Below are 24,253 nucleotides of genomic sequence, written 5' to 3'. Positions count from 1 at the left end.
GTTCACCTCAGCGCTAACCACGCAGCGGCGCGAACGCGAACTCGGCCAGTCCGTCACGCGGGTCGACCGCGGCGCGGAACCCCAGCACGTCGGCCGCACGTGCCGGTGAGGCGACGATGTGGCGGACGTCCCCGCTGCGGTACTGCCCGGTGACGACGGGAGCGCCCCCGCCGCGGGCCTCACACAACCGGGTGGCCACATCCATGATCGAGATGGGCTGCCCCGAACACACGTTGAACGCGTTGAAACCCGGCTCCGGGTATTGCACGGCCGCGACGTTGGCCGCCGCCACGTCGTCGACGTGAACGAAGTCGCGCATCTGCCCGCCATCCTCGTAAACCGTTGGCACCCCGCCGGATTCGAGCTGTGAACGAAAGATGGCCGCAACGCCCGAATACGGTGTGTCGCGGGGCATGGCGGGCCCGTAGACGTTGTGGTAGCGCAGCGCGACGACGGAACCTTTGACGGCGTCACTCCACGCCAGCGCGTAGTGCTCCTGCGCGGTCTTGCTCGCCGCGTACAGGCTGCGGGGGCGCAGCGGCGCGTCCTCCCCCACCAACGCCCACCGCAGTGGCGAACCGTCGAACGGACACCGGTGCTCGAAAACTCCTGCGTCCAAATCGACGCGGGTGCGCGGCAACGGGTCGACCGAGCCGTGCTGCGGGCAGTCGAAACCGCCCTGGCCGTAGACCACCATCGATGACGCCAGCACCAGGCGTGAACACCCCGCAGCGAACATCTCGGCCAATAAGACCGTGGTGCCGTAGTCGTTGTGGCTGCCGTAGGACGGCGCGTCGGCCGCATTCACACCCGCGCCCACCACCGCGGCCTGGTGGCACACCACGTCGACGCCCTTCAGCAGTGGGGCCAGCGCGTCTCGGTCACGGATGTCGACGCGGCGACAGGCCGCCGGGGTTTGAGCATCGGGGCCGTGCGCCGCGGGTAGCATCGCGTCGACGCCGACGACGTCGTGACCGGCAGCGGTGAGCGCCTGCGCGATACGGGTTCCGATGAAACCCGCCGCACCGGTGAGCAGAACCCTCACGGCAGTTCGAACGGCAAGGTCACGCCCTCATGGGACAGGCAGTGTGCGCAGGTGCGATCGCCGTCGACGGCTACCGCGGCTTCCAATGCCTCCCGCACGAGCTTCTTGAACGGCGGCATGTTGCGCTCGAACTCGGCGAACACGTCGACAGTCCTGACACCCTCTCCGGCCTCGACCCCGGCGTCCAGATCGGTTACCAAAGCGATGGCGGCATAACACATTTCGAGTTCACGAGCCAGCACCGCCTCGGGATAGCCCGTCATGTTGACCAACGTGAAGCCCTGGCTCGCGTACCAGCGGCTCTCGGCCCGCGTCGAAAACCGCGGCCCCTGGATCACCACCATGGTGCCGCCGTCGATCACGCCCGGCAGCCCCGCGGCCGCGGTGCGCAGCGCCGGACAGTACGGGTCGGCAAAGCTGACATGGATACCGCCCGAATCGAAATACGTGTCGGCGCGCCCGCTGGTGCGGTCCACCAGCTGATCGGGCACCACCATCGACCCGGGCCCGAGCGCGGTGGTCAGGCTGCCCACGGCGCACGGAGCGAAGATGCGCCTGACCCCCAAGGCTCGCAGCGCCCACATGTTGGCGCGGTAGGGCACGGTGTGCGGCGAGTATTCATGCTTGACGCCGTGCCGCGGTAGGAACGCGACCTCGTGATCGCCGACGGTGCCGACGGTGATCGGCGCACTGGGTTCGCCATAGGGAGTGTCCAGTGCGATGGTGCGCGCGTCAGACCCGAAGAACGTGTAGAAACCGCTGCCGCCGATGACTCCGAGCATGCAGGGGCTATTCGGGTTTGTCGGTCAGATCCTCGGGATCCACGGGGTCGTCGTAATCCACCGGATCCTCGTCGAGATCAGCGCGAGCCTTGCGGGCCCCGTCGCGGATCTCGAACACGTCGGTGGCCAAGCCGCCGATCGCGGTGGCGACGTCCTTGACCGCGGTGGTGATGATGCTCGTCACCTCGCCGACGGTCGATGCCACCGCCTCGACGGACTCCTGCAAGGCGTCCTTGCCGATCTCGGTTTTACTGAGCCGGTCCTTCATGCGGTTCAGTGTAAGGCGGCATGGAACGATGGCGCTCGTGGCCAGTTTCGCGCAGTGGGTCGAAGGGGCCCGCCCCCGCACGTTGCCCAATGCCGTTTCACCGGTGATCGCAGGCACCGGCGCCGCCGCGTGGCTCGATGCCGCGGTGTGGTGGAAGGCGTTGCTGGCTCTGGTCGTCGCGCTCGCGCTGATCGTGGGCGTCAACTACGCCAACGACTACTCCGACGGCATCCGCGGCACCGATGACGTGCGCTCCGGACCGTTGCGGCTGGTGGGTTCGAAACTGGCGTCGCCCCGAGCGGTGCTGACGGCGGCGATCCTGAGTCTGGCGGTGGGCGCCGTCGCCGGCCTGGTGCTTGCCGCGGTGAGTGCGCCGTGGCTCATCGCGGTCGGCGCCGTGTGCATCGCCGGAGCCTGGCTGTACACCGGCGGCAAGAAGCCCTACGGGTACCTCGGCCTCGGCGAGGTCGCGGTGTTCGTGTTCTTCGGTCTGGTCGCGGTGCTCGGCACGCAGTACACCCAGGCCCTGCGGATCGACTGGGTCGGCGTGGTGCTGGCAGTCGTGATGGGCTCACTGTCGTCGGCCGTCCTCGTCGCCAACAACCTCCGCGACATCCCCACCGACGCCGACTCGGGCAAGATCACGCTGGCCGTGCGCCTGGGCGACAAGCGCACGCGGGTGCTGTATCAGTTGCTGCTGGTGGTAGCTCTGGTTCTGACTGTGGTGCTGGCCGCCGCGACACCGTGGTGTCTGGTCGGTTTGGTGGCCGCGCCGTTGGCGGTGCGGGCCGCCGGGCCGGTGCGTTCAGGGCTCGGCGGGGCCGCGCTGATCCCGGTACTGCGCGACACCGGCCTGACCATGCTGGTGTGGTCCGTCGCGGTGAGCGTGGCGTTGAGTTTCTAGCGCGAGTTCCCTTGCGCGAGCAGACGCGGCGGTACCCGGGAAAGCGCATTCCAGGGTACCGCCGCGTCTGCTCGGCAAGAAAGTTCGGCAGGTTATCCACAGATCGCTCCAGCGGGGTTCACCTGCGCCCCGTCGACGGTCAGCATCGAAGCGTGTCCATCGAGGAAATCTTCTCCGCCAACGGCGGTGTCGCCACCGCCGCGCAACTGCAGTCGGTGATGAGTCGCAAGGTCTTGGCTGCGCTCGTACGGTCGGGCGCCGTGGTTCGCGTGTGCCGCGGCGTCTACGCCCCGTTTCCGGCGGACCCGCTCGCGCGCCTCGCCGCACTGGACCTCCTCAACGGGAAACCCATCGTCGCCTGCATGAGCACGGCCGCTGCGCTGTACGGCTTCGACACCGAACACGACCAGCGCATCCACATTCTCGATCCCGGTGTGCGGGTCAGGCCGGACGCCGGGCTGATGGTGCACCAGCGCATCGGTGCACCGCTACGACGAGTCACAGGGCGACTCGCGACGACGCCGGCGTGGACGGCCGTCGAGATCGCGCGCACCTTGCCGCGGCCGCGCGCACTCGCGGTCCTCGACGCGGCGTTACATGCCGAAGCATGCACCGTCGCCGAACTTGACGCCGCGGTGCGGGAACAAAAGGGGCGCAGAGGGATCGCGAAGGTTCGCGAGCTCCTGGCGCATGCCGACGGCCGAGCCGAGTCTCCGATGGAAAGCGAAATGCGCCTCGTCTTCATCGACTGGGCCGTGCCGACGCCCGAGCTGCAGTACGAGATCGCCGACCGCACCGGACGGGCGTGGCGGGTCGACTTCGCTTGGCCTGACGCGAAAGTCGCCGCCGAGTACGACAGCGTCGAATGGCACGCCAATCCCGAAGCGTTCAAACATGATCGGCTCAAGGCCGCGCGATTGCAGGAATGCGGATGGACCTCGATCCCTGCCGTCGTCGACGACATCCGCCGCTACCCGCAGGATCTGGCCCTCCGCATCATGCGCCATCTGGACCGCCCCGCGTTGGCGGGCTGATTTTCCTCGGCGAGCAGACCATGACGAGCAGACGTGGCGGTACCCGCAAACAGCGATTCCCGGGTACCCGCACTGGGGGCACCTCCCGCTTGCGGGGGACTGCTCGTCGGAAAATCTAGCGACGAAAATCAAGCAGCCTGGTCCAGGAGATCGACGATGCCGGCGCGCAGGGCCGCGACGCTGACATGCTCGGTGATCAGCCCGACGGTGTAGTCGTCACCGCCGCGCAGGATCCCGAGCAGGATGTGCTCACAGCCGATGTAACCGTCCTTGTGCGCCAACGATTCTCGCAGTGCCAACTCCAGCACCTTCTTGGCCGACTTCGTGAAGGGAATATGGCTGCGGCGCCTGCGCCGCCGTCCTGATCGACGCAGAGCATTGTCGAACGCACCGGCACCGAACGTGCGGTTCACGTTGTCGCGCACCGCATGCAGGTCGATGCCGATGGAACGTAGGGCCTCCGCGTCGGCATCGAACGATTCGTCACCGGGCGCGTCCGCGGCGACCAGCTTGCCGCGAACCTCTTCCACGGTGAGGCCGAAACCGGCAAGCAGCGCCGCCAAGTCACGGCCCGCGCTCTGCAAGACACCCACCAAGAGGTGTTCCGGTCGAATGTCGTTGGCCGCCAGTTCACGAGCCTCTTCCTGAGCCAATACGACCGACACCTTCGCAGCACGACTGAACCGTTCGAACATCGTCACTTCCTCCGGTTGTACTTCTGATGCAGTGCCTGTCGGCTGACATCCAGCGCTTCGGCGATGGCCCGCCAACTCCAACCCTGCTCGCGTGCGTTCGCCACATGAATGGCCTCCAAACGCTCCAGCGTCTTGGCCAACGCACGCACAGTCCGCAGGCCCAGAACAGGGTCCGAACTGGTGAGGCTGGCGGTGTCAGGCACGTCCATGTTGTCAATCAAACTTGACAGAGCGAGCTTCGTCAAGGCCGCGAACAGACGCTCCCGTACCCGTGAACAGCGATTTCCGGGTACCTGCGCGTCTGCTCGGCCAAAAAGACGTAACGTGACCGACGGCCGGAGACTGCGAAAACCGTCTGGAGAACCGCATGACCGTTTCGACCGAACACCCGTCGACGCCATCAGGCCGGGCCGAAACCCGCCGGGCCATCTGGAACACGATCCGGGGCTCGTCGGGCAACCTCGTGGAATGGTACGACGTCTACGTCTACACGGTCTTCGCCACGTACTTCGAGAAACAGTTCTTCGATGAGGCCGACCAGAATTCGACGGTGTACGTTTACGCGATCTTCGCGGTCACCTTCATCACCCGACCGGTCGGCTCATGGTTCTTCGGCCGCTTCGCCGACCGCCGCGGCCGCCGCGCCGCCCTGACCTTCAGCGTCTCGCTCACTCATGGCGGCCTGCTCGCTGGTCATCGCGTTGGTGCCGTCGCGCGAAATCATCGGAGCCGCGGCGCCGATCATCCTGATCCTGTGCCGGCTGGTGCAGGGCTTCGCGACCGGCGGCGAATACGGCACGTCGGCGACCTACATGTCGGAGGCGGCCACGCGAGAGCGGCGCGGCTTCTTCTCGTCGTTCCAGTACGTCACGCTCGTGGGCGGTCACGTGCTCGCGCAGTTCACCCTGCTGCTGATCCTCACGGTGTTCACCACCGCGCAGGTGCACGAATTCGGTTGGCGCATCGCCTTTGCCATCGGCGGCGTGGCCGCGATCGTGGTGTTCTGGTTGCGCCGCACGATGGACGAGTCGCTGTCCGAAGAACAGCTCGAGGCCGTCAAGGCCGGTGAGGACAAGAGCTCTGGCTCGCTGCGTGAACTGTTCACGCGCTACCCCAAACCCCTGCTGCTGTGCTTCCTGATCACCATGGGCGGCACGCTGGCGTTCTACGCCTACAGCGTCAACGCCCCGGCGATCGTCAAGTCCACCTACAAAGAGCAGGCGATGACGGCCACCTGGGTCAACCTGATCGGGCTGATCTTCCTGATGTCGATCCAGCCGGTCGGCGGCATGATCAGCGACAAGGTCGGCCGTAAACCGCTGCTGGTGTGGTTCGGCGTGGGCGGGGTGATCTACACCTACTTCCTGTTCACCTATCTGCCGCAAACACATTCACCGCTGGCGTCGTTCCTGCTGGTCGCGGTCGGGTACATCATCCTGACCGGCTACACCTCGATCAACGCGCTGGTGAAGTCCGAACTGTTCCCGTCGCACGTGCGTGCACTCGGCGTGGGTGTCGGCTACGCACTGGCCAATTCGATATTCGGCGGCACTGCGCCGGTGATCTACCAGGCCCTCAAAGAACGCGACCAGGTTCCGCTGTTCATCCTCTACGTCACGGTGTGCATCGCGATCTCGCTGTTCGTGTACGTGTTCTTCCTGAAGAACAAGTCCGACACATATCTGGATCGGGAGAAGGGCTCCGCATTCGGCCCGCGTCAACCCGGTTGACCCCCATCGCGAGCGCCGCGGCGCCCATTGCCGGTACCTTCTTCCAAGGTGGCTCGACGTGAGGAAGGATCCCGATGGCTGCGTTGCGGGTCGTCGTCGCCGACGATGATGTGCTGCTGCGCGAGGGGCTTGCGAGCCTGCTCGACCGGTCAGGGTTCGAGGTGGTCGGCCAGGCGGGCGACGCGACAGAACTGCTCACGCTCGTGCGCGACAAGCAACCCCAGCTGGCAGTGGTGGACATCCGGATGCCACCGACACACACCACCGAAGGGCTCGACGCCGCCAAGGTCATCCGCGCCGAGACCCCGGACACCGGGATCCTGGTGTTGTCCGCACACGTCGAGGTCGAGCACGCCACCGAACTGCTCGCCAGCGGTCACGGCATCGGCTACCTGCTCAAGGCCCGCGTCACCGATGTCAGCGATTTCGTCGAGACCCTGGAACGGATCGCCAAAGGCGCCTCGGTGGTCGACCCCGCACTGGTGTCCGAATTGGTCTCGGCACGGCGCCGCGACGACCCGCTTGCGGCGCTGAGTGCCCGCGAGCGCGAGGTGCTCATGCTCATGGCCGAAGGCCGGTCGAATGCCGGTATCGCCCGCAGGCTATGGGTCACCGAGGGCACCGTCGAGAAGCACGTCCGCAGCATCCTGACCAAGCTGAACCTCGCCGAGACCGCCGATGACCATCGCCGCGTCCGCGCGGTCATCACCTACCTGGAGTCGCGATAACGGCGGCACCGCAACGAGGCTCACACCCCGAGCCGGTCTGCTCCCAGGGCGTCGACCAGCCGGTCCAGATCGTCGTCGGTGTTGTACAGGTGAAAGCCCACCCGCACCGCACCGGCACGCACCGACGCGCGAATCCCGGCCCGCTGCAACCGCTCTGCGGCGTCGGCGATCGGAAGTGACACGATCGCCGAATCCCGCTGCGGCAGTCCGATCTGGCTCCGCAACCGATCGGCCAACCCGACGGTGTGGGCATGCACGGCCGCAGCGTCCAGCGACGCCAGCCACGGCAGCGTGAGGCTCGCCCCCAGGACCGAGAACCAGGCCGGCGACGTGTCGAACCGGCGCGCGTCGGCCGCCAGCCGCAGCGGCAGCCCGTAGATCGACTGCCACGGGTCTTCCCCGGCGTACCAGTTCGCCGCGTGCGGCGTCATCTGCTCAGCGATCCGCTCGCTCAACGACATCCATGCCGTGCCCCTTGGCGCAAGCAGCCATTTGTAGACCGCGGCCACCGTGACATCGGCCCACGCGAGATCCAGATTCCGCCAGCCCGCGGCTTGCGTGACATCGACCACCGACAGCGTTTCGGTGCCCGTCACGGCCGCCCGCAAGGCCTCCTCGTCCAGCACCGCACCGTCGGCCGACTGCACCAGGCTGCACGCCACGACGTCGTAGTTGCCCGCCTCGCGCACCAATTCGTCGGGGGTCAGTTCGGTGAGGGTCACGCCGCGGGCCGCCTGCGCCGCGAACGGGAACGTGGTGCTGGTGAATTCGCCTGCGAGCACCGCGACGCGACTGCCGTCGGGAATCGCCGCGGCAACCAGTCCGAGCGCGCCAGATACGTTGCCCGCCATCGCGACCGATTCGACGGGAACGCCGACCAGCGCCGCGTATCCGGCGCGCCCGGCCCGCACGGGCTCGTCGAACGAGGCCGCATCCAAGGTTCCTGCCTGCCAGTCGGCGATACAGCGCTGCAGCGCGTCGAGCAGGAACTGCGGTGGCAACCCGAATGTCGGGGAGTTGAGAAATCCCTCCGCCCCGGCGAATTGGGCGCCGAACGCTTCTCTCACTGCTCGGCCGGCGGCTCTTCGCCGCGCAGTCGGGCCTGCAGCTGAGCCCGGTCCTTGCGCCGCCGCTCGTCGAACACCGCGATGGACGCGGTCGCGCGGTCCCGTAGCGGCGTGAACAACCAGATGCCCAACGGCAGTGCGATCACGAACGCGAACAGCAACGCGACGACGATGGGAAACTCCCGCACCCCAAGCAGATGGCCGACCCCGAAAATCACGCCGGTCAAAACCGCCACCAGGACGAGCCGAGCCACGGCGTAGACCAGGACATCGACGATCATGCGCGTCGCCGGACGAGGATCTGACACGCTCCGAGCCTACCGACGGCGCGTATATTCGGAGCAAGGAGGTTTTGAGTGGCTTATCTGCTCCTGTTCATCGCAGTGGCCTGCTTGATCTACGTCGGCTGGCGCCTGATGCGGACGACGGGGACTCGACCGGGTCCACGTGTCATCGGGCCCGACGACGACCCGGATTTCCTTCGTCGCCTCGGGCACGGCGACAATCCGCGTCCCTAGCGGGCTACTTGGCCGACCGGCGGGGCCCGGCAAAGTCGCTGGCCACCACGGCCGCCAATTCGATCAGCGCCTCGCGGGTGCGCGGCTTGAGCCGTTCCAGGCTGATCTCGGCGCCCTCTTCCAGGTGCGGGTCGAACGGGACGAGGCGAACGGCGCGGCACCGTCGCGAGAAATGGTCGACCACCTTGGACAGATCCACCTTGCCCGAACGCGGCCGCACCGCGTTGATCACGGCGATCGAGTTGCGCACCAGATCCTGGTGCCCGTGGGCGTCGAGCCAGTCGAGCGTCGCCGATGCGCTCCGAGCGCCGTCGACCGAACCGGAGCTGATCACAATCAGCACATCGGCTTTCGACAGCACCGCCGACATCGCCGAGTGCATGAGCCCCGTGCCGCAGTCGGTGAGCACCAGGCTGTAGAACCGCTCGAGCACCGCGAGCGTCCGCACGTAGTCGTCGGAGCTGAAGGCCTCGGACACCGCCGGGTCGCTTTCGGACGCCAGCACCTCCAGCCGGCTCGGCCCCTGCGAGGTGTAGGACCGCACGTCGCTGTACCGTTCGATGCCCTCGGCGTCGCGCAGGAGATGGCGGACCGTCGCGGCGGTCTCCAGCGGCACCTTCTGGCTCAGCGTGCCCCGGTCGGGGTTGGCATCGACCGCGACGACGCGGTCACCGCGGATCGAGGCGAACGTGGCTCCGAGCGTCGCGGTGATCGTGGTCTTGCCCACGCCGCCCTTGAGCGACAGCAGCGCGATCCGGTAGCACCCCTGCAGTGGCTGGCTGACCTCCGTCAGCAGGTTGTTGTGGTGGGTGACCTTGGGGCTCTCCCCCACGTTGATCTGCTTGAACGACGCGAGGTAGAGCCACTTGCGCCAACCCGTCGAGGGCGCACGTTTGCGCTGACCGAGCAGCGCCGTGGTGGACAGATCCCGATACGGCGACGCGAAGTCGACGGGGGCAGCAGGCGCGGGCGGCGGCGCCACGGCGGCCGCGGGAACCGCGGGGATGCCCTGCGGCGGCGTGGGCGCCGTCCACTCGGGCGGCGGGGCCGTCTGGGTCACGCCAGGGGCATTGGCCGCCGGATCACTGAACCGGTGCTGCCCACGGAAGCCGGACACCGGCGGTTGTTCGATGACGGTCGGCTCGTCCGGCGGTGTCGACGACACGTCCACCGTGCTGGACAGAGGATGCTCGGATGGCTCGGACACGGATATTCCCTCCGTTCGGACAAACAGCCGTCGGCCTGACCTTAGCGCGCCCGGCGATACCCGTGCGCGGCTGCCATGGCGGTCCGAGCTGCCCTAGCCGACGCCGGCGTACGAGTGCAGACCGACCGTGACCAGGTTGATGAAGAACAGGTTGAAGACCATCGCGACAAAGCCGATCACGTTGATCCAGGCCGCCTTGCGATCGCGCCAGCCGGCCGTGGACCGCGCGTGCAGGTACGCGGCGTAGACCACCCACGCGATGAACGACACGGTTTCCTTCGGATCCCAGCCCCAGTAGCGGCCCCACGCCTCCTCGGCCCAGATTGCGCCGAAGATCACGCCGAACCCGAACACGGGGAACGCGAAGATCGTCGTCCGATAAGCGATGCGGTCGAGCGTGCGGCCGTCCGGCAGCCGCTGGATCATGCGGCCCACCGCATTGTCACGGTCGGCCAGCGGCGACATCTTCAACAGGAACAGGATGCTGGCCACGCCGGCAACCAGGAAGACGCCCGAGCCGAGGCTCACGACCGAGACGTGGATCGGCAGCCAATAGCTTTGCAACGCAGGCATCACCGGCGCGGCATTGGTGTAGAGCCAGCGGCCCGAAACCGTCAGCAGGATCAGCACCGGCACCAGCACGAAAACCCACAACGTGCGGTATTGCGCCTTGCGCAGCACGACAGCCCCGGCCACCAGGCCCGAGAAGCAGGTCAGGTTGATGAACTCGTACATGTTGCCCCACGGCACCCGCGAGGTGGCAAGGCCGCGCAGCACGATGCACACCAGCAGCAACCCGATACCGACGTAGACCAGCGCCAGACCGGACTGCCCGATGCGCTCGTCGAACGGCCGCTTGGGTTCTTCGAGGACGACGCCCGGGGTGGCACTTTCGGCCCCGACGGTCGCGCCGACTCGGACGGATGCCCCAGCCATCTCCTCTTCGCGCGAGCGCTCATCGACCTTGCGACCGCGGCTGTAGGCCAGTTCGACGGCCAACAGCAGCAGGGCGCCCACGAGCACCACCACCGAGGACGTGAACGCCCAGTCGGAGTACCGGGCCAGCCCGATGTCGATGTGTTCGCTATTCATGCGCGGTCCGCCTTCGCTTCATCGGCCGTGTCACAGCCTTCGAGCAGCCGGGCCGTCAACCGCTCGAACTCGTCACCCCACCCGGAGTTGTCGGTGCGGGCCAGCCCACCCAGCTCGACGCTCACGGTACCTGCCTGGACAGGCGCGATCCGAATCCAGACGCGACGGCGCCGCACCACCAACGACACCAGCAGCCCGGCCATCATCGAGATCGCGAACACCAGAACCCAGATCTGCGCCGGGTCGTGTGACACCTGCAGGTTGATGAACGGCTTGGCCCCGTCGAACCGGACCGTGGTGCCGTCGTCGAGCCGGGTCTCCTGGCCCTGGGTCAGGTTGACCCGCGCCACCTTGGTCAGCCGGTTCTGTTCGATGAGCCGGGGATCCAGCGTGAAAAGTGACTGCGGCCTGCCGGTGTCCAGACCGGTGTCGCCGCGATAGATGTCGACCGCGACGGCAGGGTCGTTGAGGGCCGGGAAGCTCGACGACAGCAAGGTGCCGTCCAGTTGCGCGGTGGGTGCGAACAGGCCCTGGATCGCGATCTGATGCTTACGCCGCTCGTCGGCGTCGGGATAGGTGCCGCCGGGCGGGTCGATGCGCACGACGCCCGACGACAGGAACGTGGTCTGGTCCTCGGGCCGCCACTGGATGGTCTGGCTGCGCTGCTTGCCGTCCGGGAACGTCACGGTGAACGACGGCGCGTAGCCGTGGCCCTGCAGGTACAGCCGGTTGCCGCCGATGCGCAACGGATGGTTGACCTCGAGCCGGTACGGCTGCCAGGTGTCGCCGGCCAGGCTTTCCCCGGCCTGGTAGTCGATGTCGGCGGCGAACGACAACGCCTGGCCCGTCGGCAGGTAGTGGGCGTCGAAATCGTGCACCCGCACGCAGATCGGGTCCAACGAGGTGCCGTCGACCGTGTTGCCTGCCCGGAACGAGTCGAACGCGGCGGGCGACGCCGAACAGAACCCGGGGCCGCCGTCGGCGACGACGATGACGTTGCCCTCGTAGCCGAACAGTTTGCCCGCGGCGACCGCGACCAGCAGGCCGAGCAGCGAGAAGTGGAAGACGATGTTGCCGAACTCCCGCAGATAGCCCTTCTCCGCGGATATTTCTGTGGCCCCGTCCTGGGTGCGGGTGACCGTGCGCCAGCCCTTGAGGCGACGCGTCATGGTCTCGGCGAGCTCGTCCTGGTCGGCGCCGACTTCTTCGCGATGATGCTTGGGTAGTCGGGTCAGGTTGCGCGGCGCGGCCACGGGCACGGCGCGCAGGCTGCGGACGTGCTCGATCAGCCGCGGCGTCAGGCAGCCGACCAGCGAGATGAACAGCAGCACGTAGATCGCGGTGAACCAGAAGCTGGAGAACACGTCGAAGGCCTGCACGCGGTCGAGCCACGGGCCGATGACCGGATGCGCGGCGAGGTACTCGTCGACCTTCGATTCGTTGAGGCTGCGCTGCGGCAGCAGGGCACCCGGGATGGCTGCCAGCGCCAGCAGGAACAGCAGCACCAGCGCCGTGCCCATCGACGTCAGCGTTCGCCAGGTGTTCCGAATCAGCGCGAACACACGCCCCGGTACCCCTGGACGCGGGTTCTGGGGTACCTGCGTGTCTGCTCGCGAGTCAGAGGTGACCATCAGATCGGCAACCTCACGTCGCTGACGAAGGCGTCGCGCACCCACGACACGAACTCGTTCCAGAGTCCGGTGACCAGCGCCGTGCCCACCAGGATCAGCAGCACGCCACCGAAGATCTGGATGGCGCGCGTGTGCCTGCGCAGCCAGCCCAGGCCCTGCACGGCCCGCGCCGATCCGAGTGCCAGCACCACGAACGGGATGCCGAGGCCCAGGCAGTACGCCAGCACCAGCGCGACGCCGCGGGCCACGCTGGCGCCGTCGGTCGCCGACGCCACCGCGATCACCCCGGTCAGCGTCGGCCCGAGGCACGGGGTCCAGCCCAACGCGAACACGGCACCGAGCAGCGGCGCGCCGCCGAGCGTGGACAGTTGGCGCGGCGTGAACCGGGCCTGCCGCTGCAGCGCCGGGATGAACCCGACGAACACCAGACCCATCACGATCGTGACGACCCCACCGATGCGTTGCAGCAGAAGCTGATTGGCGATCAGTGTGGTGGTCATGCCGAGCACCGCCACGGCGCCGAGCAGGAACACCACGGTGAACCCCGCGACGAACAGCGCCGCCGCGCCCGCGACGCGCAGGCGCGCCGACTTGAGTGCGACCCGTCCGGGCTGCTCTGCCGTGACGTCGTCGGTGACGCCGACCACCGCGGCCAGGTACGACAGGTAGCCGGGCACCAGCGGTACGACGCACGGCGACGCGAACGACACCAGGCCGGCCAGCACGCTGACACCCAGCGCCAGCAGTACCGGCCCGGCCGCGGCGATCTCGGCGAATCCGGTCACTGCGACGGCACCTCGGGTTCGGCCGCCAGCCGCTCGACGACCGGCCGCAGATCCTCGGCCAGCAGCTCCCGCAGGAACACCGCGGCCACCCGGTGCTCACGGTCGAGCACCACGGTCGACGGGATGACCGTCGTGGGGTACTTGCCGCCGAACGCGATCATGGTGCGCATGGCGGGGTCGTAGATGGACGGGAAGGTGACCTTGCGGTCGGTGACGAAATCGACTGCCGCGTCACGGTTGTTGTCGCGCACGTCGATGCCGAGGAACGCCACTTCCTTGTCCCGGGTCTCTTCGTAGACCTGCTGCAGCTGGCTGATCTCCGCGCGGCACGGCCCACACCACTGGCCCCACACGTTGATCACCACGACCTTGCCCGCGAAATCCTCGAGCGAGATGGTCTTGTCGGGGTCGGTGAGCTCGGGCCCACTCAGTTTGCCTGGGGTGCCCCGCTTTTCGGGCGGATCGTAGAAGATGTCGGTCTTGCCGCCCGGTGCGACGAACTCGAACGTGCCGCCCTGCGCGACGGCGTCGTCACCGGTGGAGCACCCGGAGACCAACAGCACCGCCGCAAGCAGCGCGACCAACCACTTCACTAGATTCCCCAGGGCTCCGTGTAACCCCAGCGGACCAGGCGGTCGCCGTCGAACGTGAACGACGTCAGGGAGGCCAGGTTGCACAGCCGGCTGTGCGGCAGCGGCAGGTGCGGCAGCTTGCGCCCCGTCATCGCACGACGCAGCGTCTCCACCGGGAGCTGATGGCTCACACACACGGCCTCGTGCCCCGCGGCCTTCTCCCGAGCCCGGTTGAGCGCAGCCATCATGCGGGGCGCGATCTCCGAATAGGGCTCACCCCACGAGGGCTTCATCGGATTGCGCAGCCGCGGCCAGTTCCTCGGATCGCGCAAGGCCCCGTCGCCGGGGGCCACGCGCTCGCCCTCGAAGGAGTTCCACGATTCGATGAGATCGTCGTCGACGTCGATGGACAGGCCGTGGCTGTCCGCGATCGGCTTGGCGGTTTCCTGCGCCCGTTCGAGCGGCGAGGCCACCACGTAGACGATGTCGTGGCCTGCCAACCAGTCGGCCGCGGCCTGTGCCTGCCGCCTGCCCCGGTCCGACAGGTGGTAGCCGGGCAGCCGCCCGTAGAGCACCTTCTCGGGGTTGAACACCTCGCCGTGCCGCATGACGTGCACGGTCGTCCGCACTGTCGATGCGCTTTCGGTCACGGTCGGGCCTCCGCGGCGGCGCGGGCCGCGCCGGGCAGCGCGGCGGCGATGCGCTCGAACGCCGCGTCGTCCAAAACACTTGAGACAAACCAGGTTTCGAATGCGCTGCACGGCGGGTACACGCCGGCCTCCAGCAGCGCGTGGAAGAACGGTGGGAAGCGCCAGGTCTGCGTGGCCTTCGCGGCCGCGAAGTCATGTACCGGTTCGTCGGTGAAGAACACGCTGAGCATGTTCCCGGCACGCTGCACGCGGTGCGCCACGCTCGCCTCGGTCAGCGCCGAGGTCAGCAGCGCCGCCAGCCGGTCGGCGTTCGCGTCGACCCGGGCGTAGGCCGCGTCGTCGGCATTGCGCAGCGTCGCCAACCCGGCGGCCATCGCCACGGGGTTCCCCGACAGCGTGCCGGCCTGGTAGACGGGCCCGAGCGGGGCCAGCCGCCCCATCACCTCGGCACTGCCGCCGAACGCCGCGGCGGGCAGGCCGCCGCTCATGACCTTGCCGAACGTGAACAGGTCGGCGTCGACGGGATCCAGGCCGTACCAACCGGCCTTGCTGACCCTGAACCCCGTCATCACCTCGTCGAGGATCAGCAGCGCACCGTGCGCGGCGGTGATGCGGCGCAGCGCGGCGTTGAAACCCGGCTGCGGCGGCACCGTGCCCATGTTGCCTGGGCTGGCCTCGCTGATGACGCACGCGATCTCGTCGCCGAACCGCCTGAACACGTCTTCGACGGCTTCGACGTTGTTGTACGGCAGCACGATGGTGTCGGCCGCGGCTGCGCCGGTAACGCCCGGCGAGGACGGCAGGCCCAAGGTCGCGACGCCGGAACCGGCGTCGGCCAGCAGCGCGTCGCTGTGGCCGTGGTAGCAGCCCGAGAACTTGATGAGCTTGGCCCGCCCGGTGTAGCCGCGGGCCAGGCGGATTGCGCTCATGGTGGCCTCGGTGCCCGAGTTGACCAGCCGCAGCCGCTCGACCGGGGCCACCCGGCCGATGATCTCGGCGGCCAGCTCGGTCTCCGACGGCGTCGGCGCGCCGAACGACAGCCCGTCCGCGGCGACCTTCTGCACGGCCTGGACGACCGCCGGGTGGGCGTGGCCGAGCAGCGCCGGGCCCCACGAGCAGACGAGGTCGACGTAGCGGTTCCCGTCGGCGTCGGTGAGCCAGTAGCCGTCGGCCGAGGTGATGAACCGGGGCGTACCGCCGACCGAGTTGAAAGCCCGAACCGGGGAGTTCACTCCGCCGGGGATGACGGCGCAGGCGTCGGCGAACAGTTGAGCCGACCGCTGGGTGACAGGCATGGCCACCAGTGTCCCAGTCGGCGCAAACCCGTCAACTACAGGGTGTAGTGGTATGGCCTCGAACCCGCACCGTGGCCGGGATCGGTCCTTTTGCCACGGTGGTGAACGGCACCTCGACCGGAAACTCGGCGCGGGTCGCGACGACCTCGGTGGACCGCACGATGGTGGCCAGCGCCAGCGTGGTCTCCAGCCGGGCGAAATGCTCGCCGATGCACGCGCGCGCACCGCCCGCGAACGGGATGAAATGCCACCGGTCGCGCCGTCCCGAGTTCTCCGGGGTGAACCGGTCGGGGTCGAAGACCTGCGGATTCGGCCAGATGTGCGGATCGTGATGCACGGCGTAGATGCCCAATGCGACCAGGCTGCCCGCCTCGACCCGGTATCCGCCCACGGCGATGTCACGCAGCGCGAGCCGTCCGACACCGGCGGCCGGCGGGCACAGCCGCAGCGCCTCGTGCAGCACCTGGACGGTGTAACCGAGCGCCGGGACATCCGCGGGCGTGAGCTCGCGGTCCCCGATCGCGCGGGCCTCGGCCGCCACCCGGTCCTGGATCTCGGGGTGCCGCCCCAGCTGCCACAACGCGTACGTGAGCGCCGTCGCGGTCGTGTCGTGTCCGGCCAGCATGAAGATCAGCAGGTCGTTGCTGATGTCCTCGTCGGACAGCGGCCGTCCGGTCTCCGGGTCGGTGGCGGCGATCAGAGCCTGCACCAGTGGCGCATCCCGCCCCGGATCGGCACGGCAGGCCATCAAGATCTCGGTGGTCACCTGCCGCATCGCCGCCACCGCGGCACGGGCGCGGGCCCGCGCGGGCGTCGGCAGCCACCGGGGCGCGCGAACCGGCCGCAGCGCACGGTCGGTCGTGTACGACGACGCGACGTGCATGTGGTCGACGATGACGCCCGCACGCTCGTTGAGGTCGATTCCCAACACCGAGCGGCCCAGCGACTGCATGGTCACCTTGCGGCATTCGGCATCGAGGTCGATCTCCCCGCCGTCACCCCAGCTGTCCACCGCGGCCTGAGCAGCGCGCGACATGTGACCACCGAAGGCCCGCACGTTCTGCTTGGTGAACACGGGTTGCAACGCCCGCTTCCGCGGCCGCCACTGCTCGTTGGGCAGCACGAACAGGCTGTCACCCGCCGCGTGGCGCACCTCGTCGTGCACGATGCACCGCTCGGCGAACGCGTCGTTACGGCCGAGCACGTCGCGGATGCCGTCCGGGGAGAACACCGCCACGAGTGGCGGCACCAGCCACTTGGGCCCCAGCTGCACGCGCGTGACCGGACCGCCTGCGGCCCGGATCAGCTCCTGCCCGGTGTCGAGCTCCCGCACCGCGTTCGCCAACTGTCTGATCGACAGCGGATTGCGCGGCGCAAGCGGCAGCGCGCCGACATCCGAGGTATTCGCTGCGGTGTTCATCACCAACAGTTGTAGCGGGTCGGGGTGAGACCGGTCCACGACAGATTGACCCTCGCGGATGTCGGGCGGCGCGGGTTGGATGGGAACCATGCAATTACCGCAGTGGCTGGCCCGCTTCAACCGCCACGTCACCAACCCGATCCAGCGACTCTGGGCCGGGTGGGCGCCGACCTTCGGAATCCTCGAGCACGTCGGCCGCAAGTCCGGGCAGCCGTACCGAATTGGTAACTGGCGTTATTCGAAGCGTCCGAATAGGGCATCGGCGGGATATCTCGGTACTGACATTGCACGCGTCGACGGACTCCGGCCTTCGTACAGGCGTCCTACCAACGATGGAAGGGGGGTCTGCGGTTATCGCGATCGATGTTCTTGTTGCAGAACGAATTCGGAGCGTAGTTCGGCTACCCGGATACCTGAAGGGGTGGTTCCGCGGCTGCTGAGTGCGGAGGGTTTATATCAGCACCCGCTTGGCTGCTCGGGGCGGTTGATTCTTCGGCCCATCGAAACTGCATGGTCACAGTGGTTTCGCTGGCGGTGCGTGTCAAGGTGAGCGTGTCACTCATCGTGCGCATCAGTGCAATGCCGCGGCCACCCCGCAGGTTGGCGGTTCGAGGTTGCCAGGTTCCGTAGTCGGTTACCCGCACGACCACTCCCTCTGGTGTTGGCGTGGCGTTGATGCGCATGGGCCCCGCGGCGACGTCCTGGTAGGCATGTTCGACACAGTTCGCACAGGCCTCATAGACGGCGAGCACGACGTCGGCGATGGTCGATGTCGGCATCGCGCGGGTGTGGAGCCATTCGGCGAGTCGGTGTCGGACTTCGGCGGCGTTGGCTGCGGTCGCAGGCAGCACGAGCACGAATTCATCGTTGTCGCAGTGCTCGAACGCTCCCATCACGTCAAGCTCATACCCGCGATCGCGTCGATCAACACCTGTCGCCCTCACCCGTCAACCGCAGCGGGTCGTCCTCCACGCGGGTTCCGGTTCTCGTCGAAGCGGGCATCATTGCTGCTGAACGGAATATGCGACCCAGTGGGCCAATGCAGCCCCGGTGCAGCAGGTTCCGCGTCGTCGCACCGAGGGTGGCGTGCGAGGTACGCCCCCCAAATGACCGGCATCCCGGCGAAGCCGCACGTGACACCCCTTCGAAAATCTCCAGCGACCGATATAGACATTGATGAGTGACTTCGCTAGAGTAGTTCGCGTTGAGAGCAGAGGTTAACTGGCACGGGAGATGAGGAACTGCCCGTGATGTGGTGTGGCAGCCGCGGTGATGTTGGGAGGGCACAGGCAGCACGGGCCCCTCGGGCCGCGGTGAAGGTGGGAAGAGTGAAAGGAGGGAGTTACCGTCGGATCGTCCCGTGAGCGTCTGTACGGGCACGATCCTGCAGTTATCCCTAGCAGTATCGGGAGATGCTGGTGATCTCCCAAGGGTCGGCGTCCCCCTCGGTGGTTGAGCTTTGTACGAGCCGGGGCGCCGACCTTTTTCCCGCGTAGCCCCGGATGTGGGCCGCACCCACGGCTGGCGGATCCCGCCGATGGGCACGGTCGTCCACACGGCATGTAGGCGTGCCGATTCTGGAATGCCCGGGGTCATCCACCGGCGGCACATTGCCGTTGGTTGTTCGAAAGGTGTAGTGGTTCAAGAACACGACGGTTCGACGACCGAACCGAATCCGAATGACAAGTTCGACGACGAGGACTACCCCGCTTACAGCATGGGTAGCGCCGCGCGAATCCTTGGTACGACCCCGGCGTTTCTGCGCAGTCTCGATGAGGCGAACCTCCTGGCTCCGCAACGCTCAGCCGGCGGGCACCGCCGCTACTCCCGCCACCAACTGCGGATCGCGGCACGCGCCCGCGAACTCGTCGATCAGGGCACCGCGTTGGACGCAGCGTGCCGCATCATCATCCTCGAAGACCAACTTGCCGAGGCCCACGCCGCCAACGCCGCGCTGCGCCACCGACTGCACCATCCTCAGGCCGAGGACGAGCCGCCGGCCTGAGTCGCGCAACTTGCCGTGCAGGCTGGGCAGCGAGCCGTTCACCGGCACAACTGATGCGGGTGTCGATGGTCCGCGCTCGGTGGAGCTCGCGGTAGCTGAGTTCTCTTGCGCCGGTGAGGAGTTCAAATACCCTGACGCCCCGGTTGTTGCCAATGCTAGCGAGCGGGGTTTGCAATGCTCCGGAGCCCAGGCGACTTTCGGTTGGTATTCGAACCGCGGCGCTGGGCATGACAGAACAATCGCGTCGTCAAGGTAGCACCAGATGGACGATGTTTTCGAACAGGTAACGGGAGTCCGCAACCCGCCCCTTCTCCCAGCGACGAGTGGGGTGAACACTGGTATTCGGATGCCGGGCAGTCGGCACCGTCGGCGACGTCGTCATGCGGGTAGCTCTGCGGCCCTGAGCGTTTCGTCTACGGGGTCGGGCTCGGGCGTCACCTGAAGGGTGAGTCCGAGTGCGGGCAGCAGGTCGAGCAGGTCGTCGAGGGTGAAGGCGTCGATGTTGGCGTGGTAGAGCTGGGTGATCTGGGGTCCGGTGAGATGGAGCGCGGCGGCGGCCTGCGCCGCGGTGAGGCGTTGTTGGGTGATGCGTCTGGTGATCGCGGTGATCAGGGTGCGCCGTGCGGCGCGGTTGGCAGGACGGTCCGGACGCGGAGCCGCGGCGTCGATCGGGCGCGTGGACGGGCCGACCGCATCGGTGGGGGTTCGGTCGCTGGCTGGGGGCGTCTGGGGTGCCGGCGCTGCAGTGGACGCGGCGGGGTGAGGATCAGCGCCTCCGGTGTGGGGGGGCTGCAGGAGCCCGTGCAGCCATCCGGTCAGTTGGGCGTGGGCGAGCCGGAGTTCGGTGTCGGTGTACTCGGCGTGGCCGGTGAAAGGTTCTGCGAGCGTTTGCAGTTCGTGGCGGAGGTCGGGGGTGAGGTCGGCGAGCAGTTCCTCGACGATGTGGGTGTCGATCACGCGGAGGCGGTCGCGGCTGGCGGCGTCGAGGGGGTGGGCATGGATCTCGTCGAGGAGTTGGGTGGCCGTGGTGGCGATGCGCATGATCTTGGTGCCCGGCGGGGATGTCGTGCCCGTGGTGGTGGGCCGACCGGACCTGCTGCCGGTGTCACTACTCATGGGCGTCTCCAGGGTCGATGGTGGTGTTCGGTGGGTGCGCACCGCGTGGTCGGCGATCGCGGCTAGCGGTGGCGGCGCACTGGGCCGGCCCGCAGTGGCGGCGACGCGCCGGCGGCACGCGGGGTGTGGCGGAATCTGATCGGGATTTGGGCGGGGCCGGCGCTGGGCCCCGCGACCGCAACGGCGCCGGGCGGGTCGGGTTCTGGTGGGGCGCCGCGGCCGGTGGCGCGGTCGTAGTCGGCGCGGCGTGCGGGATCGCGCAGCAGGGCGTAGGCGGCCAGCAGGTTGCGGAGTTCCTCGTCGGCGGTGGCCGCGTCGGGTGTCCGGCGGGTGTCGGGGTGCTGGGCGCGCAGCTGGGTGCGGTAGGCGTGGGTGATCTCGGCCTGGGTCGCCGTCGGTGACACACCCAGCACCAGGTAGGGGTCGGGATTGTGGCGCATCATGATGTCCGGCACCTCCGACGAGACCACGAGCGGTGACTCCCGGGCTTGCGGGCGCGAACCGGGAGCCACCGCGCGGGGATGGACTATCGGGGCAGCTGCTCCAGTTGCGAGATCGCTGCCGGGCGGTGGCGGGACGGGCAAGGGCGGCAGACTGGAGAGCAGACCCGCCGGCCCCTGCCCGGGTGTGCGACGACTACGTCGTGCACGTTCCACGTTGGATGGTGCCACCATGAGTGGCGGTGCGTGCGCTGACCGGTTCCGATGCCGGGAGCCGGCGGCGGGACGCGATATTGGGATCTGTGTGGGCGGCACGCGTGTCGTTGGCCGCTGTGGACATCGCCTTCAGGGCATCACCTCCCTGTCCCGACCTTGTGTTTCGGCACGCGATTCGGGTGTGCCGGAGGGGAGCGCTGGGTGGCGCGCACCGGCACCGATGGCCGGCGCCGCGGCCGATACCCGCGGCCGCTGACGGCCCGTGGGGGGCCAGGGTGCCGGCGTGCGATGACGCCAGTGCCGACGCGCGGTGGGCGGGGCCGGGGCGCGGGCGTCTCGGCGAGCAGGTCGGCGAGCTCACGGTCCCAGTCCTGTTGTAGGCGTATCCATTCGGCCTCCACGATCGCCGTCGCCTCATCAAGCAGGCTGCTGTCCTGTCGGATGTCGGGCGCCATGTCGCTCACCTCCTTTCACCGGATGCTGCGCCCCCGGCCCAGCAGCTTCGCGGGTCCGGCCCTCAGGCGTTGATCGCCGTTTTCTCGGTGTTGCTGGCGATCTGGATGCGGCGTGGTTTGGCTTTTTCGGCCACCGGGATGGTCAACCGCAGCACCCCGCCGCTGTAGTTGGCTTCGATCGCGTCGGTGTCGAGGGTCTCACCCAGGAACAGCTGCCGGCTGAACACGCCCCGAGGCCGCTCGGCCGACACCGTCTCCCGGTCGGGATCGAGGTCGGGGCGCTCGGCGCGCACGGTGAGCACATTGCGCTCGACATCGAGCTGCAGCGAATCAGGATCCACTCCGGGAAGGTCGAACTCGACGACGAACGTCTCGCCTTCTCGCCAGGCGTCCATCGGCATCACCGCCGGGCGTGCCGCGGTGCCCAGTACCTGCTGGGCGAGGCGATCGAAGTCGCGGAACGGATCGGTACGCACATCAACATTGTCTGCCTCTCTCTCTCTCTCTCCTAATCCACTCAAAACACTGGACAGAGATCTGTGTTCTCTGTTATAGATTTTCTTATAGCACCGGTCACAGATTTGTGCAAGGATGCAACTGAACGAGTTCGGCGAAAAGGAGCAGTCAGTGTCGGATGGTCCGGTGTCGCGGTCGGCGCGCGGGGTGTACGGCATCTCGGTGGCCGCCGAGCTCAGCGGGATCGATCCGCAGACCCTGCGGCTCTACGAGCGACGCGGGCTACTCGCCCCGGCCCGCACCGACGGCGGCACCCGCCGCTACAGCGACGATGACCTGGAGCGCCTGCGGCGTATCAGCGACCTGGTCGGGGAAGGGGTGAACATCGCCGGCATCCTGCAGATCCTGCACCTGCAGGACCGCAACACCGAACTCGCTTTCCACAACAGCCACCTCGAAGCCGAGAACTCCCGGCTGCGCGCCGACGAGCCGGACATCGACGCAGCCAGCGCGACCAATGGTGCGCGACGACGGTCGCGGGGTGCGACGCCGCACTAGACTCGCCCTGGTCGCCTCGACACCGTCCCCTGTGCGGCCCGTGCGCGACAGTGTCGACGTCGCCACACCAGGTGCGACCGGGCCGAGGAGGATTACAGGGTGACCGAACAACCACACAGCGCCGCATCGGTCACCGCGGCCGAACCGCCCACCGTCTTCACCGCGCTGGCCGACATCGTCTACCAAGGCTCCGATGTCTCCCAGATCTATGCCACGATCTGCCGGGCCGCGACGCTGATGGTGCCCGGCTGCGATCACGCCAGCATCCTGCTCAAACGCAAGGACCGCTACGTCACCGTGGCCGCCACCGACGACGTCGCCCGCCAGGTCGACGCGTTGGAGAAGGCCACCGGTGACGGGCCGTGTCTGGATGCCATCGAAGAGGAAGCCGCGCAGGTGGAGTCCGACCTGGCCGCCGCGCAGCACTGGCCCCGGTTGGCCGCCCGGGTGGTCGCCGAAACCCCGGTCCGCGCGGCGATGGGGTTCCGGTTGCGCGTCGCCGACCGCAAGGTGGGGGCGCTGAACCTGTTCAGCGACACCCGCGGCGCCTTCGACACCACCGCGGTCGACCGCGCGATCGTGTTGGTCGCGTTCGCCAGTGTCGCCGTCAATGCCGCCGCCGCCGGTGAAGACGTGGGCCAGCTGCGCACCGCCCTGGTGAGCAACCGCGAGATCGGCAAAGCCATCGGCATGCTCATGGTGCTGCACCATCTCACCGAAGACGAGGCGTTCGACCTGCTGCGGCGCACCTCCCAACGGATGAACATCAAACTCGCCGAGGTGGCCCGCACCATCGTCCAACAACACCACCGCCCATAACCCTGGATGTCGGATGGGCCGCCACCGGCCCGGTCGATCCCGCACCGGCCAGGTATGCGGGGTGACCAAAAGACTTCGGCGACAACGACGCCCACCCCTACCGACGATCCGCCAGCCAGGCGAACTCTCTGGGAAACGCCGGGTTTGCGACACCGCGGTGGCTATGGTCCCGGGGATGAGTAGATGGTAAAGCCGAAGCGCTTCAACGGCCGCAGCGCTGGCGGCTCACCGACGCTGGTGGTGTGGTCCGCCGCTACCATCCCGGCAAAGGTCGCAAAGACCACCATCTCGTCGTCCTCGACGGTGAACGCGTACCACTGGTAGCCGTCGTTGACCAGATCAACCTGCATGGGCAATTCCGCGGGAAATCGCGCAACGAGGACATGGACCACGTCACCGTCGGGCGTAACCCGGGCCCGGCACACCGCGGCCGCGGTCGCATGCGGCAGCCGCGAATAGGGGATACGCAGCCGATACAGCGGCGGTTCACACACCGCAGCAACCCAATCGGCGGGCCAGCGCGAGACCCGGTTGATGCTGGCGAATTCTTCGCCGGGCGGTAACGCGTTACGCAGCCGCAGCACCGCGCTGCGGCGGAAGCAGACCGGCCGTCATCACGATCATCGCCACGGTCGCGGCGACCGCCACACCGGCCACCAGCCCCACGCGGACCCAGCTACGGCGCGGCTTCACGGAGCGCGCCACCTCGACCGAGCCCACCTCACCCACACCACCCATGATCGCTCTCGCGATGCGGAGCGCACC

28 protein-coding genes and 2 pseudogenes are annotated in these 24,253 nt (G+C 67.9%); 9 read left to right on the top strand and 21 right to left on the bottom strand.

The window, feature by feature from the left end; all coding sequences use genetic code 11:
- Nucleotides 1-13: 13 nt before the first annotated feature.
- The 3 genes from G6N67_RS19440 to G6N67_RS19430 are packed head-to-tail and all read right to left on the bottom strand — an operon-like array spanning nt 14 to nt 2,095.
- Nucleotides 14-1,045, bottom strand: a complete 1,032-nt coding sequence (locus tag G6N67_RS19440) for an NAD-dependent epimerase/dehydratase family protein (protein WP_036429475.1) — start codon at nt 1,043-1,045, stop codon at nt 14-16.
- Nucleotides 1,042-1,827 (bottom strand): S-methyl-5'-thioadenosine phosphorylase, encoded by a 786-nt coding sequence (locus G6N67_RS19435; RefSeq protein ID WP_036429476.1) that lies wholly within the window; start codon nt 1,825-1,827, stop codon nt 1,042-1,044. The genes G6N67_RS19440 and G6N67_RS19435 overlap by 4 nt, the downstream gene beginning before the upstream one ends.
- 7 nt (nt 1,828-1,834) lie before the next feature.
- Complete coding sequence (locus G6N67_RS19430) at nt 1,835-2,095, bottom strand: hypothetical protein (RefSeq protein ID WP_036429477.1); 261 nt, start codon at nt 2,093-2,095, stop codon at nt 1,835-1,837.
- Between the two features lie 37 nt (nt 2,096-2,132).
- On the opposite strand from G6N67_RS19430, the gene G6N67_RS19425 reads away from it, so the two are divergent.
- The gene (locus tag G6N67_RS19425) at nt 2,133-2,999 is read left to right on the top strand and encodes a 1,4-dihydroxy-2-naphthoate polyprenyltransferase (RefSeq protein WP_036434571.1); all 867 of its coding nucleotides are present in this window, start codon (nt 2,133-2,135) and stop codon (nt 2,997-2,999) included.
- A gap of 218 nt (nt 3,000-3,217) precedes the next feature.
- Nucleotides 3,218-4,033 carry a type IV toxin-antitoxin system AbiEi family antitoxin gene (locus G6N67_RS19420; RefSeq protein ID WP_229480762.1) on the top strand — a complete coding sequence of 272 codons (816 nt, stop codon included), beginning with the start codon at nt 3,218-3,220 and terminating at the stop codon, nt 4,031-4,033.
- Between the two features lie 128 nt (nt 4,034-4,161).
- On the opposite strand, the gene G6N67_RS19415 is transcribed toward G6N67_RS19420, so the two are convergent.
- Together G6N67_RS19415 and G6N67_RS19410 are read right to left on the bottom strand one after the other, a co-directional pair.
- Complete coding sequence (locus tag G6N67_RS19415; RefSeq protein WP_036429479.1) at nt 4,162-4,728, bottom strand: Clp protease N-terminal domain-containing protein; 567 nt, start codon at nt 4,726-4,728, stop codon at nt 4,162-4,164.
- Nucleotides 4,729-4,730: 2 nt separating this feature from the next.
- Nucleotides 4,731-4,937 (bottom strand): helix-turn-helix domain-containing protein, encoded by a 207-nt coding sequence (locus G6N67_RS19410; RefSeq protein WP_036429480.1) that lies wholly within the window; start codon nt 4,935-4,937, stop codon nt 4,731-4,733.
- Between the two features lie 158 nt (nt 4,938-5,095).
- Here G6N67_RS19410 and G6N67_RS19405 point away from each other — a divergent pair.
- Together G6N67_RS19405 and G6N67_RS19400 are read left to right on the top strand one after the other, a co-directional pair.
- Nucleotides 5,096-6,458 (top strand): annotated as a pseudogene (locus G6N67_RS19405) (MFS transporter).
- 74 nt (nt 6,459-6,532) lie between these two features.
- Nucleotides 6,533-7,186, top strand: a complete 654-nt coding sequence (locus G6N67_RS19400) for a response regulator (protein WP_036429482.1) — start codon at nt 6,533-6,535, stop codon at nt 7,184-7,186.
- 20 nt (nt 7,187-7,206) lie between these two features.
- On the opposite strand, the gene G6N67_RS19395 is transcribed toward G6N67_RS19400, so the two are convergent.
- Entirely contained in the window at nt 7,207-8,253 is a 1,047-nt protein-coding gene (locus G6N67_RS19395; protein WP_036429484.1) for an aminotransferase class V-fold PLP-dependent enzyme, read from the bottom strand.
- Nucleotides 8,250-8,534 carry a DUF4229 domain-containing protein gene (locus tag G6N67_RS19390; RefSeq protein ID WP_179976869.1) on the bottom strand — a complete coding sequence of 95 codons (285 nt, stop codon included), beginning with the start codon at nt 8,532-8,534 and terminating at the stop codon, nt 8,250-8,252. The genes G6N67_RS19395 and G6N67_RS19390 overlap by 4 nt, the downstream gene beginning before the upstream one ends.
- Before the next feature lie 75 nt (nt 8,535-8,609).
- Here G6N67_RS19390 and G6N67_RS38810 point away from each other — a divergent pair, with 75 nt between their 5' ends.
- Nucleotides 8,610-8,771 (top strand): hypothetical protein, encoded by a 162-nt coding sequence (locus G6N67_RS38810; RefSeq protein ID WP_165572147.1) that lies wholly within the window; start codon nt 8,610-8,612, stop codon nt 8,769-8,771.
- A gap of 4 nt (nt 8,772-8,775) precedes the next feature.
- Here the strand turns inward: G6N67_RS38810 and G6N67_RS19385 are convergent, their stop codons facing one another.
- From G6N67_RS19385 to G6N67_RS19350, 8 genes are all read right to left on the bottom strand, one after another.
- Nucleotides 8,776-9,942: a MinD/ParA family ATP-binding protein gene (locus tag G6N67_RS19385; protein ID WP_229480763.1), complete on the bottom strand. Its 1,167-nt coding sequence runs from the start codon at nt 9,940-9,942 to the stop codon at nt 8,776-8,778.
- Nucleotides 9,943-10,071: 129 nt separating this feature from the next.
- Nucleotides 10,072-11,070: a c-type cytochrome biogenesis protein CcsB gene (gene ccsB / locus G6N67_RS19380; RefSeq protein WP_036429487.1), complete on the bottom strand. Its 999-nt coding sequence runs from the start codon at nt 11,068-11,070 to the stop codon at nt 10,072-10,074.
- On the bottom strand, nt 11,067-12,701 hold the full coding sequence (gene resB, locus G6N67_RS19375; protein ID WP_081812422.1) for a cytochrome c biogenesis protein ResB: 1,635 nt from the start codon (nt 12,699-12,701) through the stop codon (nt 11,067-11,069). The genes ccsB and resB overlap by 4 nt, the downstream gene beginning before the upstream one ends.
- Nucleotides 12,701-13,486: a cytochrome c biogenesis CcdA family protein gene (locus G6N67_RS19370; protein WP_036429490.1), complete on the bottom strand. Its 786-nt coding sequence runs from the start codon at nt 13,484-13,486 to the stop codon at nt 12,701-12,703. Before G6N67_RS19370 ends, resB begins: the two co-directional genes overlap by 1 nt.
- Nucleotides 13,483-14,079, bottom strand: coding sequence for a TlpA disulfide reductase family protein (locus G6N67_RS19365; protein ID WP_036429492.1), 597 nt, complete (start codon nt 14,077-14,079; stop codon nt 13,483-13,485). The genes G6N67_RS19370 and G6N67_RS19365 overlap by 4 nt, the downstream gene beginning before the upstream one ends.
- Nucleotides 14,079-14,666 (bottom strand): histidine phosphatase family protein, encoded by a 588-nt coding sequence (locus G6N67_RS19360; protein WP_036434575.1) that lies wholly within the window; start codon nt 14,664-14,666, stop codon nt 14,079-14,081. The genes G6N67_RS19365 and G6N67_RS19360 overlap by 1 nt, the downstream gene beginning before the upstream one ends.
- A 38-nt stretch (nt 14,667-14,704) precedes the next feature.
- Nucleotides 14,705-16,003, bottom strand: a complete 1,299-nt coding sequence (gene hemL / locus G6N67_RS19355; RefSeq protein WP_036429493.1) for a glutamate-1-semialdehyde 2,1-aminomutase — start codon at nt 16,001-16,003, stop codon at nt 14,705-14,707.
- A gap of 31 nt (nt 16,004-16,034) precedes the next feature.
- The gene (locus G6N67_RS19350) at nt 16,035-17,423 is read right to left on the bottom strand and encodes a cytochrome P450 (RefSeq protein WP_036434577.1); all 1,389 of its coding nucleotides are present in this window, start codon (nt 17,421-17,423) and stop codon (nt 16,035-16,037) included.
- An 88-nt stretch (nt 17,424-17,511) separates the two neighbouring features.
- On the opposite strand from G6N67_RS19350, the pseudogene G6N67_RS19345 reads away from it, so the two are divergent.
- Nucleotides 17,512-17,643 (top strand): annotated as a pseudogene (locus G6N67_RS19345) (nitroreductase family deazaflavin-dependent oxidoreductase); the annotation flags it as partial.
- 181 nt (nt 17,644-17,824) lie between these two features.
- On the opposite strand, the gene G6N67_RS19340 reads toward G6N67_RS19345, so the two are convergent.
- Nucleotides 17,825-18,316 (bottom strand): ATP-binding protein, encoded by a 492-nt coding sequence (locus G6N67_RS19340; protein ID WP_051578491.1) that lies wholly within the window; start codon nt 18,314-18,316, stop codon nt 17,825-17,827.
- Nucleotides 18,317-19,059: 743 nt separating this feature from the next.
- Between G6N67_RS19340 and G6N67_RS19335 the strand changes: the two genes are divergently transcribed.
- Nucleotides 19,060-19,428, top strand: a complete 369-nt coding sequence (locus G6N67_RS19335) for a helix-turn-helix domain-containing protein (protein WP_051578492.1) — start codon at nt 19,060-19,062, stop codon at nt 19,426-19,428.
- Nucleotides 19,429-19,806: 378 nt separating this feature from the next.
- Here G6N67_RS19335 and G6N67_RS19330 read toward each other — a convergent pair whose 3' ends face one another.
- The 3 genes from G6N67_RS19330 to G6N67_RS19320 all read right to left on the bottom strand — a co-directional run bounded on the left by G6N67_RS19330 (nt 19,807) and on the right by G6N67_RS19320 (nt 22,131).
- The gene (locus G6N67_RS19330; protein ID WP_051578493.1) at nt 19,807-20,544 is read right to left on the bottom strand and encodes a proteasome activator; all 738 of its coding nucleotides are present in this window, start codon (nt 20,542-20,544) and stop codon (nt 19,807-19,809) included.
- A 62-nt stretch (nt 20,545-20,606) separates the two neighbouring features.
- Complete coding sequence (locus tag G6N67_RS19325; RefSeq protein WP_407663287.1) at nt 20,607-21,056, bottom strand: J domain-containing protein; 450 nt, start codon at nt 21,054-21,056, stop codon at nt 20,607-20,609.
- A gap of 661 nt (nt 21,057-21,717) precedes the next feature.
- Nucleotides 21,718-22,131: an Hsp20/alpha crystallin family protein gene (locus tag G6N67_RS19320; RefSeq protein ID WP_036429495.1), complete on the bottom strand. Its 414-nt coding sequence runs from the start codon at nt 22,129-22,131 to the stop codon at nt 21,718-21,720.
- Nucleotides 22,132-22,282: 151 nt separating this feature from the next.
- On the opposite strand from G6N67_RS19320, the gene G6N67_RS19315 reads away from it, so the two are divergent.
- A complete protein-coding gene (locus tag G6N67_RS19315) occupies nt 22,283-22,669 on the top strand; it encodes a MerR family transcriptional regulator (protein WP_036434587.1) in 387 nt (128 codons plus the stop codon).
- A gap of 99 nt (nt 22,670-22,768) precedes the next feature.
- Nucleotides 22,769-23,488 (top strand): GAF and ANTAR domain-containing protein, encoded by a 720-nt coding sequence (locus tag G6N67_RS19310; RefSeq protein ID WP_036429497.1) that lies wholly within the window; start codon nt 22,769-22,771, stop codon nt 23,486-23,488.
- A gap of 161 nt (nt 23,489-23,649) precedes the next feature.
- Here G6N67_RS19310 and G6N67_RS19305 read toward each other — a convergent pair whose 3' ends face one another.
- A complete protein-coding gene (locus tag G6N67_RS19305; RefSeq protein ID WP_036429498.1) occupies nt 23,650-24,072 on the bottom strand; it encodes a hypothetical protein in 423 nt (140 codons plus the stop codon).
- Nucleotides 24,056-24,217, bottom strand: a complete 162-nt coding sequence (locus G6N67_RS19300; protein ID WP_163642238.1) for a hypothetical protein — start codon at nt 24,215-24,217, stop codon at nt 24,056-24,058. Before G6N67_RS19300 ends, G6N67_RS19305 begins: the two co-directional genes overlap by 17 nt.
- Between the last annotated feature and the right edge of the window lie 36 nt (nt 24,218-24,253).

The organism is Mycolicibacterium mageritense, assembly GCF_010727475.1.
Taxonomy (GTDB): domain Bacteria; phylum Actinomycetota; class Actinomycetes; order Mycobacteriales; family Mycobacteriaceae; genus Mycobacterium; species Mycobacterium mageritense.
Note: the sequence above shows the minus strand (reverse complement) of the source record. Positions and strands in the feature narration are given on the sequence as shown.